This window comes from Kitasatospora sp. NPDC034533, assembly GCF_055575155.1.
In genome coordinates this window covers 64,499-81,953 of sequence record NZ_JBVITE010000037.1, presented here as the reverse complement: position 1 = coordinate 81,953, position 17,455 = coordinate 64,499, and the positions used below count along the sequence as shown (strand labels likewise).

The following is a 17,455-nucleotide window of genomic DNA, read 5'->3' as shown; positions in this document are numbered from 1 at the left end:
CCACCCCCCAGGTCATGCGATCGACAGGGGGCAACAGTCATGCCGGACCCGGAGGCCAGGAGCCCCGTTTCAGGGCCACGAAGAAGGTAACGGGGTTGGCCTCAGGACTCCTCGTCCTCCAGGTACAGATCGTGCAGCCCGTCCGCCGCCTCCTGGGTCTCCAGCAGGTCCAGTCGCAGGTCCTGCGCCCACGCCAATGCCCACCGCTTCAGCTCGTCCACCTCGCCGACCGGGACGCCCCGGGCACGGAAGCGCCCGTCCGCCGCCTCGGCGAGCGTCTCCAGCCGCTCGGCCAGCGCCGCGGGCTGGAAGTCCGGGTCCAACTCCCCCGCCAGTGCGAGCAGTTCTCCCTCCCGGTAGCAGCGGGTGAGGGCGCGCACGTCGATCAGGTCGCGCGGCATGCCCCGGTCCACGAGCAGCGCGGTGGTCAGCGCGGCCGCGTCCTCCAGGGCGGCGACCGGCAGCACCACCGGCGGCTCACCCGGCCCGCTCGGCCCGTCCGGCTCGCCCGTCCCGCCCGCCCCGCTCTGCTCCTGCGGGCCGGGCGCACCGAGGTCGAGCCGCACCGGGCGGTGGCCCAGCGGCTCCTTGCGCAGCTCGACCGAGTGCGAGCGCCCGCCCAGCGCCAGCCGGACGGTGAGCTGCTCCAGCCGCGGGGTGCCGGGCCGCTCCACGACCCCGCCGCCCGCCGCCCGGTAGGCCTCCGCCAGTACGGCGGCCACCTCGGGCAGGTCGGCGCCACCGGTCACCAGCGTCAGCCCGTCCTGCGGGCAGGCCCCGACCCCGTGGGCGCGCAGCGCGTGCCCGCCGGCCAGGGCGAGGCCGTACCGCTCGCAGACGGGTGCGGCGAGTGCGGCCAGCCGCAGCTGGGCGGGGCCGGGGCGGAGGGACGCGTCGACGGCGTGCGGGACGGTGGTCACGCCTCCAGTCTGACGCGACCGCCCGTCCCGCGCGCCACGCGCGCCCCTGCGCCGGGTGCCGGAGAGGGCTCAGCGGGCACCGGACGTCCCGGGGCTCACCGGTCGCCGAGCCCGGCCGCCGCCTCGTGCAGGGCGAGCTCCAGCCGCACCAGGTCGTTGAGCCGCCCGGAGCCGTCGGGCGGGACCAGCCAGCGCACAGCCCGGCTGGCCCGCTCGGGGTGCGGGAGGACGACCCAGGTGCCCTTCCCCGCGCTGCGCACGCCGGTGCCGATCCAGCGGGCGGAGGTGCCGACCGGCACCAGGAAGCTGACGTACTCGCCCCCGGAGTCGGTGAGGACGGGCCCCCGGCCGCCTGGGTCCAGGACAGCGAGGGCCGGGCGCCCGAGCCGCCCGGGGACGGCCAGGACGTCCCAGCGGCGGCCGGCCGGCAGCGGCATCAGGCCCAGCCCGGTGCGCTCCCACCGCTCCCGGAAGGAGTCCGGGTCCGGTGCCGCCTGCGCGAGCCAGTGCAGTCCGGTGTTCTCCATGTCGTGTCCCCGCTTCTCGCCGTTCGTACAGTTCGGACACGGCGGGAAGAGCGAGACCCGCCGTCACCAGGGAGAGGCGGACGGCGGGTCCCTCTTACACGGGTCGCTCGCACTTGCGCGGTTGCTCGCACTTACGCGGTTGCTCGCACTTACGCGGTTGCTCGTACGTTCGCGGTTGCTCGCACGTTCGCGGTCGCTCGCGCTTGCAGGGTCGCCCGCACTCGCACGGGCCGCTCACGGACGTCGCGTGCACGGGCCTCGGGGTCAGCTGTCGAAGCCCAGTCCCATCCGGTCCAGGGTGCGCAGCCAGAGGTTGCGGTGCCCGCCGTTGCGGTCGGCCCGCTCCAGCGACCGCGTGGTGAGCTCGATCCCGGCCCAGCGCACCGGCTCGGGCGGGAACGGCAGCGGCTTGCTGCGCACCATGTCCAGCGAGGTGCGCTCGGTGCGCTCGCCGGCGAGCAGGTCGAGCATCACCTCGGCACCGAAGCGGGTCGCGCCGACGCCGAGCCCGGTGTAGCCGACGGCGTACGCGACCTTGCCCCGGTAGCCGGTGTCGAAGAAGGCCGAGAACCGGCTGCAGGTGTCGATCGCCCCGCCCCAGGCGTTGGTGAAGCGCAGCCCCTCCAGCTGCGGGAAGCAGCGGAAGAAGTGTTCGGCCAGGGTGCGGAAGGTCTCCGGCCGCTGGTCGTACTCGTGCCGGACGTGGCCGCCGAAGTGGTAGACCGCGTCGTAGCCGCCCCACAGGATGCGGTTGTCGGCGGAGAGCCGGAAGTAGTGGAACTTGTTGGCGCTGTCGCCGAGGCCCTGCCGCCCGCGCCAGCCGATCGAGGCGAGCTGCTCCTCGCTGAGCGGCTCGGTCATCAGCGCGTAGTCGTACACCGGGACGATGTACGGGCGGACCCGCTTGAGCAGGGACGGGAACACGTTGGTGCCGAGCGCGACCTTGCGGGCGAACACCCGGCCGTACGGGGTGCGGACGGCCATGCCGCTGCCGTGCTCCCGCAGGTCGGTGGCCCGGGTGTGCTCGAAGATCCGCACCCCCTGGCTCAGGCAGGCGTCCTTGAGGCCCCAGGCGAGCTTGGCGGGGTGGACCATCGCCACGCCCTCCTTGTCCCAGAGGCCGCCGAGGAAGGTCGGCGAGTTCACCTCGGCGCGCAGCTGGTCCGCGTCCAGGACGGTGATGTCGAAGCCGTACCGCTCGACCGCCTCGGCGATCTCGTGGAGCTCCTCGACCTGGTGGGGCTGGGTGGCGACGTCGATCTCGCCGGTGCGCTCCCACTCGGCGTCGATGCCGTAGCGCTTGAGGGTGGCCTCGATGCCGTCGAGGTTGGCGGCACCGAGGCGTTCCAGCCGGGCCAGTTCGGACGGCCAGCGGTCCAGGCCGTTGCCGAAGCCGTGGGTGAGGCTGGCCGCGCAGAACCCGCCGTTGCGCCCGGACGCGGCCCACCCGACCTCGTTGCCCTCGACCAGCACGACGTCCAGCGAGGGGTCGCGCTCCTTGGCGATGAGGGCGGTCCACAGGCCGGAGTAGCCGCCGCCGACGACCAGCAGGTCGCAGGTGGTGTCGCCGACCAGGGCGGGCAGCGCCGCCGGCCGGCCGGGATCCTCCAGCCAGAAGGGGGTGGGCCTGGCGTCACTGAGTGCGCGGGCGGAGTCCATGCATTATCAGCCACTTTCTACGGATAGATGATGGTCGTACGTTCCACCGCTGTCGACCGTACGTCAGACGGTGGCCTTTCGGCGGTTGCCCAGCCACTGGCCGGCGACGGTCAGCACGACGGCGGCCAGGAACATCGCGGTGCCGATGACGTTCACCTGCACCGGGATGCCGCGCTGCGAGGCGCCCCAGACGAACATCGGGAAGGTGACCGTGGTCGGGCCCGAGTTGAACTGGGTGATGATGAAGTCGTCGAAGGAGAGCGCGAAGCTGAGCAGCGCGCCCGCCGCGATGCCGGGCGCCGCCAGCGGCAGGGTGACCCTCAGGAAGGTCTGGAAGGGGGTCGCGTAGAGGTCCTGGGCGGCCTGTTCGAGCCTCGGGTCCATGCTCATCACGCGCGCCTTGACCGCCGTCACCACGAAGCTGAGGCAGAACATGATGTGCGCGATGAGGATGGTGGTGAAGCCGAACGGGATGCGCATGTTGAGGAAGAGCGTCCCGAGCGAGGCGGCCATGACCACCTCGGGCATCGCCATCGGCAGGAAGATCATCGCACTGGTGGCGGAACGGCCGCGGAAGCGGTAGCGGGCCAGCGCGAAGGCGACCATGGTGCCGAGCACCGTGGCGCCGACGGTGGCGAGCACCGCGATCCGGAGGCTGAGCGAGAGCGACTGGCACATGCCGGCCACCCCGCAGGGGTTGGTCCAGGCGTCGGTGGAGAACTCGTTCCACTCGTAGTTGAACTTGCCCACCGGCTTGTTGAACGAGAAGGCGAGCACCACCAGGTTGGGCAGCACCAGGTAGGCCAGGGCCAGCAGGCCGGCCAGCACCACCAGGTGGGCGCGGATCCACTTGAACATCCGGGACATCAGACCAGATCCTCCGTCCCGGCCTTGCGCATGTAGACCGTCACCATGCCCAGGATGAGGGCCATCAGGATGAAGCTCAGCGCGGCCGCCGTGGGGTAGTCGAGCACGTTCAGGAACTGCTTCTGGATGCCGTTGCCGACCATCTGCTCGCTCGGGGAGCCCAGCAGCTGGGCGTTGATGTAGTCGCCGGAGGCCGGGATGAAGGTCAGCAGGGTGCCCGCGACCACGCCCGGCAGCGAGATCGGGAAGGTGACCTTGCGGAAGGTGGTGAACGGCCGGGCGTAGAGGTCGCCGGCCGCCTCGTGCAGGCGCGGGTCGATCCGCTCCAGCGAGGTGTACAGCGGAAGGATCATGAACGGCAGGAAGTTGTACGTCAGGCCGCAGACCACGGCGAGCGGCGTGGCCAGCACCCGGTCGCCGTCGGTGAGGCCGAGCAGGTTGGTGACGTCCAGGACGTGCAGCGCGTTCAGCGCGCCGACCACCGGGCCGCCGTCGGACAGGATGGTCTTCCAGGCCAGGGTGCGGATCAGGAAGCTGGTGAAGAACGGCGCGATGACCAGGATCAGGATGACGTTGCGCCAGCGCTTGCTCGCCTTGAAGGCGATCGTGTAGGCGAGCGGGTAGCCGATGGCCAGGCAGAGCACGGTGGCGACGGCCGCGTAGGAGAACGAGCGCAGGAAGTGCCACTTGTACTCGACCAGGGCGTCCCAGTAGGTCGAGAAGTGCCAGGTGACCTTGAAGCCCTCTTCGAGCGAGCCGGTCTGCAGCGAGGTCGAGCCCTGGTAGAGCATCGGGACGGCGAAGAAGACGACCAGCCAGGCGATGCCGGGCAGCAGCAGCCAGTACGGGGTGAGCTTGCGCTTCGGCTTCGGCGCCGGTTCCCGCAACGGTATGACCTGGGGCGCGGCGGGCGGGGTGGTGGTGGTCACGCGGCCTCCTCCGTGGTGCCCGCGTCGATCGCCTGCGCGGCGTCCAGGGCGAAGGAGTGCGCCGGGTTCCAGTGCAGCAGGACGGAGGCGCCGGGGACGATCCGGGCGTCGCGCTCCATGTTCTGCTCGAAGACGGTGACCTCCTGGCCCCCGTCGGTGCGCACCACGTACTGGGTGGAGACGCCGATGAAGCTGGAGTCGAGCACCGTGCCGGCCAGCTTGTTGCGGCCGTCGGCGACCTGCTCGGAGGCGTGGGAGATGGTGATCTTCTCCGGGCGCACGCCCAGGTGGACGCGCTTGGCGTCGGTGGCGCAGCGCGCCCTGGGCACCGCGAGCCGGGCGCCGGCCGCGCTGAGCAGCAGGTCGCCGCCGTCGGTGCCGGTGACCTCGGCGGGCAGCAGGTTGGACTGGCCGAGGAAGTTGGCCACGAAGGTGGTCGCGGGGTTCTCGTACAGCTCGGCGGGCGCGCCCAGTTGCTCGACCCGGCCGCCGTTCATCACCGCGATGGTGTCGGCCATGGTCATGGCCTCCTCCTGGTCGTGGGTGACGTGCACGAAGGTGATGCCGACCTCGGTCTGGATCCGCTTGAGCTCCAGCTGCATCTGGCGGCGGAGCTTGAGGTCGAGCGCGCCGAGCGGCTCGTCCAGGAGCAGCACCTGGGGGTGGTTGATCAGCGCGCGGGCGACCGCCACGCGCTGCTGCTGGCCGCCGGAGAGCTGGTGCGGCTTGCGCCGGGCGTACTGGCCGAGTTCGACCAGGTCCAGCATCTCGTCGACCTGCTTCTTGACGTCCTTCCTGCCGCGCCGGCGCAGGCCGAAGGCGACGTTCTCGAAGATGTCCAGGTGCGGGAAGAGCGCGTAACTCTGGAAGACGGTGTTCACCGGCCGCTTGTACGGGGGCAGGGCGGTGACGTCCTGGCCGCCGATCAGGACGGTGCCGGAGGTGGGCTCCTCCAGGCCGGCGATCATGCGCAGGGTGGTGGTCTTGCCGCAGCCGGAGGCGCCGAGCAGGGCGAAGAAGGAGCCCTGCGGGACGGTCAGGTCGAGCGGGTGGACGGCGGTGAAGGAGCCGTAGGTCTTGCCGATGCCGGTGAGCCGGACGTCGCCGCCGACGGCCGCGTCGCGCTGCTGGTCTGTCATGGGGTGGTGTCTTCCTGGGATTGGCTGCCGGGAGGTGGGGTCAGGCGCCGATGAGCTTGGAGAACTTCTGCTCGAAGTCGCTCTCCTCGCTCTCGGAGAGCGTGCGGAACACGTGCGCCTTGACCGCCATCTCGGGGGTGGGTACGACCAGCGGGTTGGCCGCGGTGTCCGGGGCGATGGCCGCGAGCTCGTCCTTCATCCCGGTGACGGCGGAGACGAAGCCGATGCCCGCGACCAGCTGCGCCGCGATCTTCGGCTGATAGTAGAAGTCGATCAGCTTCTCCGCGTTCGTCTTGTGCTGCGCCTTGGCCGGGACCAGCATGTTGTCGGTCGAGGCGATGTAGCCCTTCTCCGGGATGACGAACTCGATGTCCGGGTTGTCGGCGCGCAGCTGGATCAGGTCACCGCCCCAGGCGATGCAGGCCGCGATGTCGCCGGCCGAGAGCTCCTGGCCGTAGTCGTTGCCGGTGAAGCGGCGGATCTGCTTGCTGTCGACGGCCTTCTGGAGCCGGGCGACCGCACCGTCGTAGTCGTCCGCGGTGAACCTCTCGGTGCCCTTGCCCTGGTCCAGCAGGACCATCCCGATGCTGTCGCGCATCTCGGAGAGGAAGGTCACCCGGCCCCTGAGGTCGGGGTCGTCCAGCAGCTGGGAGACGCTGGTGACCTCCTTCCCCCTGGTCGCCTTCCTGTTGTACGCGATGACCGTCTGGATGCCCGCCCACGGGTAGGAGTACAGCCGGCCCGGGTCCCAGTCGGGGGCGCGGAAGCGCGCCTCGATGTTGGTGATCGCGGTGGTGACGTTCGCCGGGTCGAGCTTCTGCGCCCAGCCGAACCGGATCAGCCGGGCGGCCATCCAGTCGGTGAGCACCATCAGGTCGCGGCCGGTGTCCTGGCCGGAGGCCAGCTGCGGCTTGACCTTGCCGAAGAACTCGACGTTGTCGTTGACGTCCTCGTTGTACTTCACCTTGATGCCGGTGGCCGCGGTGAAGGCGTCCAGGGTGCCGTGCTTCTCCTTGTCCTTCTCGTCCGTGTCCACGTACAGCGGCCAGTTGGAGAAGTTGACCTCCTTCTGCGTCTGCGAGAGGTCCGGAGCGGCGTTCGCGGTCGAGTCGCCGGTCGCCCGGGGGGCCGCCGGGATGCCGCAGGCCGCCAGGGTGCCCGCTCCGGCGGTCAGCGCGGCGGCGCGCAGCAGGGTGCGGCGGCCGAGCGCCGCCCGACCGCTGGTCAGGCTGCGCTCCCAGGCCCTTCGGACCGGTTCGGGCAGACCGTCGGTGAGCTCGTTGAACGCCATGGAACGGGCCTCCTGGGGGAGAGGGGGGTGTGGGGGCACCCGGGTGGGCCGAGGGGTTATCTGTCTCCGAAGACGGTGCGGTGCCAGTCCTTGCGGGCCACCGCGGTGGTGTCGAACATGACGTGCTTGACCTGGGTGTACTCGTCCAGCGAGTACTGCGACATGTCCTTGCCGTAGCCGGACGCCTTGTAGCCGCCGTGCGGCATCTCGCTGATGATCGGGATGTGGTCGTTGACCCAGACGCAGCCGGCCGCGATCTCCCGGGTGGCGCGCAGCGAGCGGTGGACGTTGCTCGTCCAGGCGGAGGCGGCCAGCCCGTACGGGGTGTCGTTGGCCAGCCGCAGGCCCTCGTCGTCGCCGTCGAAGGGCAGCACGACCAGCACCGGCCCGAAGATCTCGCCCTGCACGACCTCGCTGTCCTGGGCCGCGCCGGTGATCAGGGTGGGCGGGTAGTACGCGCCCCGGGTGAGGTCGGTGCCGTCGTGGCCCTTCTCGGGGGCCCGGCCGCCGGTGACCACGGTCGCGTACGAGCGGGCGCGCTCCACGAAGCCGGCCACCCGGTCCCGGTGGGCGAAGGAGACCAGCGGGCCGAGGTCGGTGCTCGGGTTCAGCGGGTCGCCGATCCGGATCGCCGCGTACAGCTCGGCCACCCCGGCCACGAAGGCGTCGTACAGCGGGCGCTGGACGTAGGCGCGGGTGGCGGCGGTGCAGTCCTGGCCGCCGTTGATCAGCGAGGCGGCGACCGCGCCGTGCACGGCGGCGTCCAGGTCGGCGTCGTCGAAGACCACGAACGGCGCCTTGCCGCCGAGCTCCAGATGGGTGCGCTTGACGCTCGCGGTGGCGAGTTCGGCGACCCGCCTGCCGACACCGGTGGAGCCGGTGAAGGAGACCATCGCGACGTCGGGGTGCCCGACCAGGTGCTCGCCCGCCGTGCGTCCGGCGCCGGTCACCACGTTGACCACGCCGTCCGGGATGCCGGCGGCGGTGCAGGCCCGGGCGAACATCAGCGAGGTCAGCGGGGTCAGCTCGGCCGGCTTGAGGACGATGGTGTTGCCCGCGGCGATCGCCGGGAGGATCTTCCAGGCGGCCATCTGCAGCGGGTAGTTCCACGGCGAGATCGAGCCGACGACGCCCACCGCCTCGCGGCGCACGTACGAGGTGTGGTCGCCGGAGTACTCGCCGGCCGCCTTGCCCTCCAGGTTGCGGGCGGCGCCGGCGAAGAAGGCGGCGTTGTCGACGGTGCCGGGGACGTCGAACTCGGTGGCCAGCTTGATCGGCTTGCCGGTCTGCGAGGTCTCCACCCGGGCCAGGTCGTCGGCCGCCCCGGCCAGCACGGCGGCCAGCCGGGTGAGCGCCTCGGAACGCGCGCCGGGGGTGGCCGAGGACCAGCCGGGCAGGGCGGCCCTGGCGGCGGCGACGGCGGCGTCCACGTCCTCGGGGCCGGCCAGGGCGACCTGCTCGACCACGCCGCCGTCGGCGGGGTTGACGACCTGGAAGGGTTCGCCGCTCCCCCTGGTCTGGCGGCCCGCGATGTACTGCGCGCCCGGGGCGAAGTCGGTCAGGTCCATCTGGTTCCTCCAAGTGCCGTGGTTCGACCGCTGCGGGGTCAGGCGTCCGCGGTGGGGGTCTGCGGTCCCGCTGACCTTGCCCGGTGCGGGGTTGGGGTGACAAGGGTCACTCCGACAGTCTCGGCACGAAGGGCCTTACAGGGTGCAAGGGTGCGGGCAGGGCAACAGGTCGTCGCCAGGTTGGATGATTTACCTGACACCCTGATCTCCCCGATCACCCGGAGGCCCTCGCGATGCTCCCCACCGTCGCCCGAATCCTCGACCTGGACGTGATGCGGCGCGGCCTGCCCCAGGTGGTGGCCGGCGCCGACCACCTGGAGCGGCCGGTCCGCTGGGTGCACGTCAGCGAGCTGCCCGACGTCGCCGGGATGCTCCGCGGCGGCGAGCTGGTGCTGACCACCGGCATCGCGCTGCCCGAGGACCGCGAGGGCCTGGCCCGCTACGTCCGCGAGCTGGACGAGGTCGGGGTGGCCGGTCTGGTCGTCGAGTTCGGTCGGCGCTACTTCGACTCGCTCCCCCGCGCCCTGGTCCACGCCGCCGAGCAGCGCGGACTGCCGCTGATCACCCTCCGCCGCGAGCTGCGCTTCGTCGCCGTCACCGAGGCGGTGCACGCCCTGGTGGTCAACGCCCAGCTGGAGCAGCTGCGCGCCTCCGAGTCCGTCCACCAGGTCTTCAACGAGCTGGTGGTGGAGGGCGCCGAGGCATCCGAGGTGATCCGCCAGGTGGCCCGGATGGCGGGCTCGCCGGTCGTCCTGGAGAACCTGGCCCACCAGGTGCTGGCCCACGACACCGCCGGGCGCCCGGAGGCCGAGGTCCTGGAGGACTGGGAGCGCCGCTCGCGCGGGGTCCGTCCGGCCGGGCGCACCGGCCACGACCCGCGCAGCGGCTGGCTGGTCACCACCGTGGGCGCCCGCGGCCAGGACTGGGGCCGGCTGGTGCTGGTGCAGGAGCCCGGCCCGCTGCCCGAGGGCGAGGCCCACCCGCACACCATGCTGCTGGAGCGCGGCGCCTCCGCGCTGGCGCTCAACCGGCTGGTGGTGCGCGACCGGGAGAGCCTGGAGCGGCAGACCCACCGCACCCTGCTCTCCGGCATCCTCACCCACGCGCTGACCGTCTCCGAGGCGGCGCTGCGCGCCCAGGCGCTCGGCGTCCCGCTGGAGGGCCGCCGGCTGGTCGGCGTGGTGCTGCGCCAGCGGCGCGGGCCGATCCCGGCCGCGCTGGAGGCACAGGCCCGGCTGCGCGACTTCACCGAGCTGGCGGCCGGCGCCGTCCGGGCCTGCCGGCTGACCGCCCTGGTCGGCGCGCTGGACGACGAGGCCGTCGGCCTGCTGATCGCGCTCGGCACCCAGCAGGACGAGCACGCCTCGCTGGACGCCCTCTCGGCCGCGCTGCGCCGGATGTCGGCCGAGTCCGGCCGGGAGGGCGCCGACCCGGCGGGCCCGGTGGTCGCGGTCGGCTCCTCGGTCGGCTCGGTGCGCGACGCCCGGCGCACCCTGCTGGAGGCCACCCAGGTCGCCGACGCCGCCCTCCACGACGCGCCCGGCGGCCGCAGCTCCTCCTACTACCGCCTGCCGGACGTCCGGCTGCGCGGCCTGCTCCACCTGCTGCGTGACGACGCCCGGCTCCAGACGTACGTGGAACGGGAGTTGGGCCCGCTGCTGGCCCACGACGCCGAGCACAACGGCCAGTTGGTGCAGATGCTGCGGATCTACCTGGAGCAGGGCCGCAACAAGTCGGCCGCGGCGGACGCCGCGCACCTGTCCCGGCCCTCCTTCTACGACCGGCTGCACAAGGTCGAGCGCATCCTCGGCGTCGACCTCGACCAGGTGGAGTCCTGCCTCTCCCTGCACGTGGCGCTGCTCGCCCTGGACGCGGTGCGGCGCTGAGCCCGCGCGGCCTCACACCCCGGTGATGCGGCCCCAGACCTTGTGCAGCTCGGGCCGCTCGGCCGAGGTGACGTCGCGCATGGTGTGCAGCCGCTCGCGCATCTCGTCGGTCGGGAACACCAGCGGGTTCTCGGCGAGTTCGGCCTTGTCCTTGTCCCCGCTGGCCGCCAGCACCTCGCGGGCGGCCGGCACCGGGCAGATGTACTGGACGAACGCGGCGAGTTCGGCGGCCACCTCGGGCCGGTAGTAGTAGTCGATCAGCAGCTCGGCGTTGCGCTTGTGGGCGGCCCGGTTGGGGATCATCAGGCTCTCCGCCCACAGCTCGCCGCCCTCCTCGGGCACCACGAACTCGATGTCCGGGTTCTCGGCGGTGAGTTGGACGGCGTCGCCGGAGTAGGCCTGGCAGGCGAGCGCCGCGCCGGAGGCGAGGTCGCTGGTGTAGTCGTTGCCGGTGAAACGCCGGACGTGGCCGCTGTCCACCGACTTCTGCACCAGGTCCATCGCCTTGCGCGCGTCGTCGTCGCTGAAGTTCGCGATGTCCGCGCCCTGGGAGAGCATCAGCAGCCCGAGCGCCTCGTCCAGCCCGGCGAACAGCGTGACCCGGCCCTTGAGGTCGGGCGCCCACAGGTCGGCGGTGGACTTGATCTCCCGGCCGAGCGCCTTGCGGTTGTAGGCGATGCCGGTGATCCCGGACTGCCACGGCACGCTGCGCCTGCGCCCGGGGTCGAAGGCCGGGTCGGCGAGCTGCGGGTCCAGGTTGGCGGTGACGTTGGGGAGGTTGGCCCGGTCCATGGCCTGCACCCAGCCCAGCGAGACGTACCGGCCGGCCATCCAGTCGCTGATCACCATCAGGTCCCGGCCGGGGGCGGCGCCCTGGGTGAGCACCGGGCTGATCTTGCCGAAGAACTCGTCGTTGTCGTTGATGTCCTCGGTGTAGGTGACCGCGATGCCGGTCTCCGCGCCGAACGCGTCCAGGGTCGGCCGCCCGCCGGCGTCGTCGGTGTCGATGTACTGCGTCCAGTTGGAGAAGGCGAGCCGCTTGTCGCTCTCCGAGCGGTCCGGCGCCGAGCGGCGGTCCTCGGCCACGTACGCGGACGGGATGCCGCAGCCGGTCAGCGTGCCGGCGCCGAGCAGCGCGACCCCTCCGAGCACGGAACGGCGGCGGAAGGACGGGGAGTTGACGGGGCGGCGGATCAGGGTGGAGCTGCTGGGCATGAGCGGCCTTCCGGAGCGTGGGACGGCCCCGGGCACACGAGTGCACGGGGCCGTCCGGTAGGTACGTCAGACAGTGTGCGCGTCGGTGAGCGACAGCACCTCGTCCAGCACCGCGAGGCCGGTCTTGGCCTCCTCCTCGGTGACGGTGCACGGCGGGACGACGTGGAAGCGGTTCATGTTGACGAACGGCCAGAGCCCCCGCTGCTTGCAGGCGGCGGCCAGCTCGGCCATCGGCGCGTTGTCGGCGCCGGCCGCGTTGTACGGCACCAGCGGCTCGCGGGTCTCGCGGTCCTTCACCAGGTCGAGCGCCCAGAACACGCCGAGGCCGCGGACCTCGCCGATCGACGGGTGCCGCTCGGCCAGCTCGCGCAGGCCGGGGCCGAGGACGGTCTCGCCGATGTGCCTGGCGTTCTCGACGATGCCCTCCTCCGCCATGGTGTTGATGGTCGCCACCGCGGAGGCGCAGGCCAGCGGGTGGCCGGAGTAGGTGAGCCCGCCGGGGAAGGCCCGCTCGGCGAAGGTGGCCGCGATCTCGGCGCTGATCGCCACGCCGCCCAGCGGCACGTAGCCCGAGTTGACGCCCTTGGCGAAGGTGAGCAGGTCCGGGGTGACGCCCCAGTGGTCGGCGGCGAACCACTCGCCGGTGCGGCCGAAGCCGGCCATCACCTCGTCCAGGATGAACACGATCCCGTAGCGGTCGCAGATCTCCCGCACCCCGGCCAGGTAGCCCGGCGGCGGGACCAGGATGCCCGCGGTGCCGACCACCGTCTCCAGGATGACCGCCGCGACGGTGCCGGGCCCCTCGAACGCGATCACCTGCTCCAGGTGCTCCAGCGCGCGCTCGCACTCCTGCGCCTCGTTCTCGGCGTGGAAGTTGGTGCGGTAGGGGTACGGCCCCCAGAAGTGCACCACGCCGGAGACGCCGGTCTCGTTGGCCCAGCGCCGCGGGTCGCCGGTGAGGGCGATCGCGTTGGCGGTGGCGCCGTGGTACGAGCGGTAGGTGGACAGCACCTTCTGGCGGCCGGTGTGCAGCCGGGCCAGCCGGATGGCGTTCTCGTTGGCCTCGGCGCCGCCGTTGGTGAAGAAGATCTTGTCCAGGTCGCCGGGGGTGCGCTCGGCGATCAGCCGGGCGGCCTCGCTGCGCGGCTCGACCGCGAAGCCGGGGGCGATGGTGCAGAGCTTCGCCGCCTGCTCCTGGATCGCGGCGACCACCTTCGGGTGCTGGTGCCCGATGTTGGTGTTGACCAGCTGCGACGAGAAGTCGAGGTAGCGGTTGCCGTCGTAGTCCCAGAAGTACGAGCCCTCGGCGCCGGCCACCGCGAGGGGGTCGATCAGCGCCTGGGCGGACCACGAGTGGAAGACGTGCGCGCGGTCGGCGGCCTTGACGGCCTGGCCGGCGGCTGAGTCAGCGGTGGGGATGCTCATGCCGGTAAGGCTAGGGCGGCCCGTCCCCGATGGGCAGTTCCATCGTGTCAGCCGGTCGCGCCAACCGTCGACAGGATGCAAAGACGCGGGCCCGGGTCACCAGGACCCGGGCCCGCTCGTCGTTTCAGTCGATCATCAGATCGCGGTCATCCTGTGCTGGACGGTCACGACCCGCTCAGATCGCGGTCATCCTGCGCCGGACGGTCACGACCCGCTCAGATCGCGGTCATGACGTGCTTCACGCGGGTGTAGTCCTCGAAGCCGTACGACGACAGGTCCTTGCCGTAGCCGGACTTCTTGAAGCCACCGTGCGGCATCTCGGCGACCAGCGGGATGTGGGTGTTGATCCAGACGCAGCCGAAGTCCAGGCGGCGCGACATCCGCATGGCGCGGGCGTGGTCCTTGGTCCACACCGAGGAGGCCAGCGCGTACTCGACGCCGTTGGCGTACTCGACGGCCTGCTCCTCGTCGGAGAACTTCTGCACGGTGATGACCGGGCCGAAGACCTCGTTCTGGATGATCTCGTCGTCCTGGTTCAGGCCGGAGACGACGGTCGGGGCGTAGAAGTAGCCCTGGTCGCCGACCCGGTGGCCACCGGCCTCGACCTTGGCGTGGGCGGGCAGCCGCTCGATGAAGCCGGAGACCTGCTTCAGCTGGTTGGCGTTGTTGAGCGGGCCGTAGAGCACGTCCTCGTCGTCCACGCCGCCGGTCTTGGTCTCGGCCGCGGCCTTGGCCAGCGCCTCGACGAACGCGTCGTGGATCGACTCGTGGACCAGCACGCGGGTGGCGGCCGTACAGTCCTGGCCCGCGTTGAAGTAGCCCGCCATCGAGATGCCCTCGACGGCCTCGGCGATGTCGGCGTCCTCGAAGACCACGACCGGGGCCTTGCCGCCCAGCTCCAGGTGGACGCGCTTGACGTCCTTGGAGGCCGACTCGGCGACCGAGATGCCGGCGCGCACCGAACCGGTGATGGAGGCCATCGCCGGGATCCTGTGCTCGACCATCAGCTTGCCGGTCTCGCGGTCACCGCAGATGACGTTGAAGACGCCGGCCGGCAGCTCCATGTCCTTGAGGATGCCGCCGATGATCTCGGCCAGCAGCACGGTGGAGGCCGGGGTGGTGTCGGAGGGCTTCAGCACGACGGTGTTGCCCGCGGCGATGGCCGGGGCGAACTTCCAGACGGCCATCATCATCGGGTAGTTCCACGGCGCGACCTGGGCGCAGACGCCGACCGGCTCGCGGCGGATGATCGAGGTCATGCCGTCCAGGTACTCACCGGCGGCCTTGCCCTCCAGCAGGCGGGCGGCACCGGCGAAGAACCGGATCTGGTCCACCATCGGGCCGATCTCCTCGGAGAGGGTCAGCGCGCGGGGCTTGCCGGTGTTGCGGACCTCGGCGTCGACGATCTCGTCGGCCCGGGCCTCGACCGCGTCGGCGATCTTGAGCAGCAGCTTCTGCCGGGTGCTCGGGGTGGCGTCGCGCCAGATCGGGAACGCGGCGGCGGCGGAGGTCATCGCGGCGTCCACGTCAGCGGCACCGGACAGCGGCGACGTCGCGTACACCTCGCCGGTGGTCGGGTCGACGATGTCGAGCGTGCGGCCGTCAGCCGCGTCGACGAACTCACCGTTGATGTAGTTGCGCAGCGTGCGAAGGTCGCTCACGGGTCTCTCCTCGGTCTGGGCCTGCGGCGTTGCAGATTCCGGCGCCATGGTACGTCGGACGGACCGGCGTACGAAGGGTCCCGAGTGGCCGGGCCCGGGACGGCGCGGTCCACTGGTGGCGGGGTCCGCGCGCCGCCCCTCGGGGTCCGCGCGCGTACCGTGCCAGGGTAACCGCATCACTGCCGGTATCGACAGACCGAGCGCGCTCGCGCGATGAAATCCGCATGCGATTTCCAAGATCACGACGAAATCAGCAGTTTCCACGCTTGCGAACACGGAAGCGATCAGGCACAGTGGCCGCGTGGCCAACCGCGACCGGAACGCCAGCGTTCCCCTCGACGCCGCCTCCAAGGCGATCATCGAGCAGCTCCAGGAGGACGGGCGCCGCCCGTACGCCGCCATCGGCAAGGCCGTCGGCCTGTCCGAGGCGGCCGTGCGACAGCGCGTCCAGAAGCTGCTCGACCAGGGCGTGATGCAGATCGTCGCCGTCACGGACCCGCTCACCGTCGGCTTCACCCGCCAGGCGATGGTCGGAATCCGGGTCGAGGGCGACATCGAGCCCGTCGCCGATGCGTTGGCCGCCCTCGACGAGGTCGACTACGTCGTCTGCACAGCAGGCTCGTTCGACCTCCTGGCCGAACTCGTCTGCGAGGACGACGAGCACCTGCTCGAACTGATCAACAAGCGCATCCGCGCCCTTCCCGGCGTGCGGAGCACCGAGAGCTTCGTTTACCTGAAGCTCCGGAAACAGACCTACACCTGGGGCACCCGATGACAGCCGACCCGGCGCAGAAGGACCTTTCCAAGACCGCCTACGACCACCTGTGGATGCACTTCACCCGCATGTCGTCGTACGAGAACTCCCCCGTGCCGACGATCGTCAAGGGCGAGGGCACCTACGTCTGGGACGACAAGGGGCGCAAGTACCTCGACGGCCTCGCCGGCCTGTTCGTCGTCCAGGCCGGCCACGGCCGCGAGGAGCTCGCCGAGGCCGCCGCCAAGCAGGCCAAGGAGCTCGCCTTCTTCCCGGTGTGGAGCTACGCCCACCCGAAGGCCGTCGAGCTGGCCGAGCGCCTGGCCAACTACGCCCCGGGCGACCTGAACAAGGTCTTCTTCTCCACCGGTGGCGGCGAGGCCGTCGAGACCGCCTGGAAGCTCGCCAAGCAGTACTTCAAGCTGACCGGCAAGCCGACCAAGTACAAGGTCATCTCGCGCGCCGTCGCCTACCACGGCACCCCCCAGGGCGCCCTGTCGATCACCGGCCTGCCGGGCCTGAAGGCCCCGTTCGAGCCGCTGGTCCCGGGCACCCACAAGGCGCCGAACACCAACATCTACCGCGCCCCGGCCTTCCTGGAGGGCCCCGACGGCACGGTCGACCCCGAGGCCTACGGCCGCTGGTGCGCCGACGAGATCGAGGTGGCCATCCTCAACGAGGGCGCCGAGACCGTCGCCGCCGTCTTCGTCGAGCCGGTGCAGAACGCCGGTGGCTGCTTCCCGCCGCCGCCCGGGTACTTCCAGCGCCTGCGCGAGATCTGCGACCGCCACGACGTGCTGCTGGTCTCGGACGAGGTCATCTGCGCCTTCGGCCGCCTGGGCACCATGTTCGGCGCCGACAAGTTCGGCTACCAGCCCGACATGATCACCTGCGCCAAGGGCATGACCTCGGGCTACTCCCCGATCGGCGCCACGATCGTCTCGGACCGCCTGGCCGAGCCGTTCTACAAGGGTGACAACACCTTCCTGCACGGCTACACCTTCGGTGGCCACCCGGTCTCCTCCGCGGTGGCGCTGGCCAACCTCGACATCTTCGAGCGCGAGGGCCTCAACCAGCACGTGCTCGACAACGAGTCGGCGTTCCTGGGCACCCTGAACAAGCTGCGCGACCTGCCGATCGTCGGCGACGTCCGCGGCAACGGGTACTTCTACGGCATCGAGCTCGTGAAGGACAAGGTCACCAAGGAGTCGTTCAACGACGAAGAGGTCGAGCGCGTCCTCTACGGCTTCCTGTCGAAGGCCCTCTTCGACAACGGCCTGTACTGCCGCGCCGACGACCGTGGCGACCCGGTCATCCAGCTGGCCCCGCCGCTGATCTCCGACCAGTCGACCTTCGACGAGATCGAGCAGATCCTGCGGACCAGCCTGACCGACGCGTGGGCGAAGATCTGATCACCTGAGCCTTCTTCCCCACCCTCCGCCGAAGGGCGGCCCCGCTCCCCGCGGGGCCGCCCTTCGGCGTCTCCCGGTCCGCTCAACATCACAGTCGTACGACCAAACATGCCTGAATGCGGGTGATTTGCCCGTGATGGACCAGTGCGCCGCAACCGCGACCAGCCCCGGTCGTTCTAATCTGACGACTGTCATATCCCTG

14 protein-coding genes are annotated in these 17,455 nt (G+C 71.2%); 3 read left to right on the top strand and 11 right to left on the bottom strand.

The genetic code is table 11. From position 1 onward, the window contains the following. Nucleotides 1-101 precede the first annotated feature (101 nt). The 8 genes from ACZ55U_RS24115 to ACZ55U_RS24080 form a co-directional block, all read right to left on the bottom strand. Nucleotides 102-920, bottom strand: a complete 819-nt coding sequence (locus ACZ55U_RS24115; RefSeq protein ID WP_465528805.1) for a hypothetical protein — start codon at nt 918-920, stop codon at nt 102-104. Between the two features lie 95 nt (nt 921-1,015). Next, nucleotides 1,016-1,447, bottom strand: a complete 432-nt coding sequence (locus tag ACZ55U_RS24110; RefSeq protein ID WP_465528803.1) for a bifunctional DNA primase/polymerase — start codon at nt 1,445-1,447, stop codon at nt 1,016-1,018. Nucleotides 1,448-1,711: 264 nt separating this feature from the next. Beyond that, a complete protein-coding gene (locus tag ACZ55U_RS24105; RefSeq protein ID WP_465528801.1) occupies nt 1,712-3,106 on the bottom strand; it encodes an NAD(P)/FAD-dependent oxidoreductase in 1,395 nt (464 codons plus the stop codon). Nucleotides 3,107-3,169: 63 nt separating this feature from the next. Beyond that, nucleotides 3,170-3,973 carry an ABC transporter permease gene (locus ACZ55U_RS24100; protein ID WP_465528799.1) on the bottom strand — a complete coding sequence of 268 codons (804 nt, stop codon included), beginning with the start codon at nt 3,971-3,973 and terminating at the stop codon, nt 3,170-3,172. Next, a complete protein-coding gene (locus tag ACZ55U_RS24095) occupies nt 3,973-4,902 on the bottom strand; it encodes an ABC transporter permease (RefSeq protein ID WP_465528797.1) in 930 nt (309 codons plus the stop codon). The genes ACZ55U_RS24100 and ACZ55U_RS24095 overlap by 1 nt, the downstream gene beginning before the upstream one ends. Beyond that, a complete protein-coding gene (locus ACZ55U_RS24090) occupies nt 4,899-6,041 on the bottom strand; it encodes an ABC transporter ATP-binding protein (RefSeq protein WP_465528795.1) in 1,143 nt (380 codons plus the stop codon). Before ACZ55U_RS24090 ends, ACZ55U_RS24095 begins: the two co-directional genes overlap by 4 nt. A gap of 40 nt (nt 6,042-6,081) precedes the next feature. Further along, the gene (locus ACZ55U_RS24085; protein WP_465528793.1) at nt 6,082-7,332 is read right to left on the bottom strand and encodes a polyamine ABC transporter substrate-binding protein; all 1,251 of its coding nucleotides are present in this window, start codon (nt 7,330-7,332) and stop codon (nt 6,082-6,084) included. A 56-nt stretch (nt 7,333-7,388) separates the two neighbouring features. Further along, nucleotides 7,389-8,900 carry a gamma-aminobutyraldehyde dehydrogenase gene (locus tag ACZ55U_RS24080; protein WP_465528792.1) on the bottom strand — a complete coding sequence of 504 codons (1,512 nt, stop codon included), beginning with the start codon at nt 8,898-8,900 and terminating at the stop codon, nt 7,389-7,391. A gap of 233 nt (nt 8,901-9,133) precedes the next feature. Between ACZ55U_RS24080 and ACZ55U_RS24075 the strand changes: the two genes are divergently transcribed. Then, nucleotides 9,134-10,786 carry a PucR family transcriptional regulator gene (locus tag ACZ55U_RS24075; RefSeq protein ID WP_465528790.1) on the top strand — a complete coding sequence of 551 codons (1,653 nt, stop codon included), beginning with the start codon at nt 9,134-9,136 and terminating at the stop codon, nt 10,784-10,786. A gap of 12 nt (nt 10,787-10,798) precedes the next feature. On the opposite strand, the gene ACZ55U_RS24070 is transcribed toward ACZ55U_RS24075, so the two are convergent. From ACZ55U_RS24070 to ACZ55U_RS24060, 3 genes are all read right to left on the bottom strand, one after another. Then, complete coding sequence (locus ACZ55U_RS24070) at nt 10,799-12,001, bottom strand: polyamine ABC transporter substrate-binding protein (RefSeq protein ID WP_465528788.1); 1,203 nt, start codon at nt 11,999-12,001, stop codon at nt 10,799-10,801. 66 nt (nt 12,002-12,067) lie between these two features. Continuing rightward, nucleotides 12,068-13,426 carry an aminotransferase class III-fold pyridoxal phosphate-dependent enzyme gene (locus tag ACZ55U_RS24065; RefSeq protein ID WP_465528786.1) on the bottom strand — a complete coding sequence of 453 codons (1,359 nt, stop codon included), beginning with the start codon at nt 13,424-13,426 and terminating at the stop codon, nt 12,068-12,070. Between the two features lie 215 nt (nt 13,427-13,641). Beyond that, nucleotides 13,642-15,135: a gamma-aminobutyraldehyde dehydrogenase gene (locus ACZ55U_RS24060; protein ID WP_465528784.1), complete on the bottom strand. Its 1,494-nt coding sequence runs from the start codon at nt 15,133-15,135 to the stop codon at nt 13,642-13,644. Between the two features lie 253 nt (nt 15,136-15,388). Here ACZ55U_RS24060 and ACZ55U_RS24055 point away from each other — a divergent pair, with 253 nt between their 5' ends. Beyond that, nucleotides 15,389-15,862 (top strand): Lrp/AsnC family transcriptional regulator, encoded by a 474-nt coding sequence (locus tag ACZ55U_RS24055; RefSeq protein WP_030243538.1) that lies wholly within the window; start codon nt 15,389-15,391, stop codon nt 15,860-15,862. After that, the gene (locus ACZ55U_RS24050) at nt 15,859-17,253 is read left to right on the top strand and encodes an aspartate aminotransferase family protein (RefSeq protein ID WP_465528783.1); all 1,395 of its coding nucleotides are present in this window, start codon (nt 15,859-15,861) and stop codon (nt 17,251-17,253) included. The genes ACZ55U_RS24055 and ACZ55U_RS24050 overlap by 4 nt, the downstream gene beginning before the upstream one ends. Nucleotides 17,254-17,455 lie beyond the last annotated feature (202 nt).

What these genes read in the sequence shown, in the direction of transcription:
- ACZ55U_RS24090 (WP_465528795.1), bottom strand. Translation starts at nt 6,041, where the DNA reads ATGACAGACCAGCAGCGCGACGCGGCCGTCGGCGGCGACGTCCGGCTC.
- ACZ55U_RS24060 (WP_465528784.1), bottom strand. Translation starts at nt 15,135, where the DNA reads ATGGCGCCGGAATCTGCAACGCCGCAGGCCCAGACCGAGGAGAGACCC.
- ACZ55U_RS24105 (WP_465528801.1), bottom strand. Translation starts at nt 3,106, where the DNA reads ATGGACTCCGCCCGCGCACTCAGTGACGCCAGGCCCACCCCCTTCTGG.
- ACZ55U_RS24065 (WP_465528786.1), bottom strand. Translation starts at nt 13,426, where the DNA reads ATGAGCATCCCCACCGCTGACTCAGCCGCCGGCCAGGCCGTCAAGGCC.
- ACZ55U_RS24080 (WP_465528792.1), bottom strand. Translation starts at nt 8,900, where the DNA reads ATGGACCTGACCGACTTCGCCCCGGGCGCGCAGTACATCGCGGGCCGC.
- ACZ55U_RS24075 (WP_465528790.1), top strand. Translation starts at nt 9,134, where the DNA reads ATGCTCCCCACCGTCGCCCGAATCCTCGACCTGGACGTGATGCGGCGC.
- ACZ55U_RS24085 (WP_465528793.1), bottom strand. Translation starts at nt 7,332, where the DNA reads ATGGCGTTCAACGAGCTCACCGACGGTCTGCCCGAACCGGTCCGAAGG.
- ACZ55U_RS24050 (WP_465528783.1), top strand. Translation starts at nt 15,859, where the DNA reads ATGACAGCCGACCCGGCGCAGAAGGACCTTTCCAAGACCGCCTACGAC.
- ACZ55U_RS24070 (WP_465528788.1), bottom strand. Translation starts at nt 12,001, where the DNA reads ATGCCCAGCAGCTCCACCCTGATCCGCCGCCCCGTCAACTCCCCGTCC.
- ACZ55U_RS24110 (WP_465528803.1), bottom strand. Translation starts at nt 1,447, where the DNA reads ATGGAGAACACCGGACTGCACTGGCTCGCGCAGGCGGCACCGGACCCG.
- ACZ55U_RS24100 (WP_465528799.1), bottom strand. Translation starts at nt 3,973, where the DNA reads ATGTCCCGGATGTTCAAGTGGATCCGCGCCCACCTGGTGGTGCTGGCC.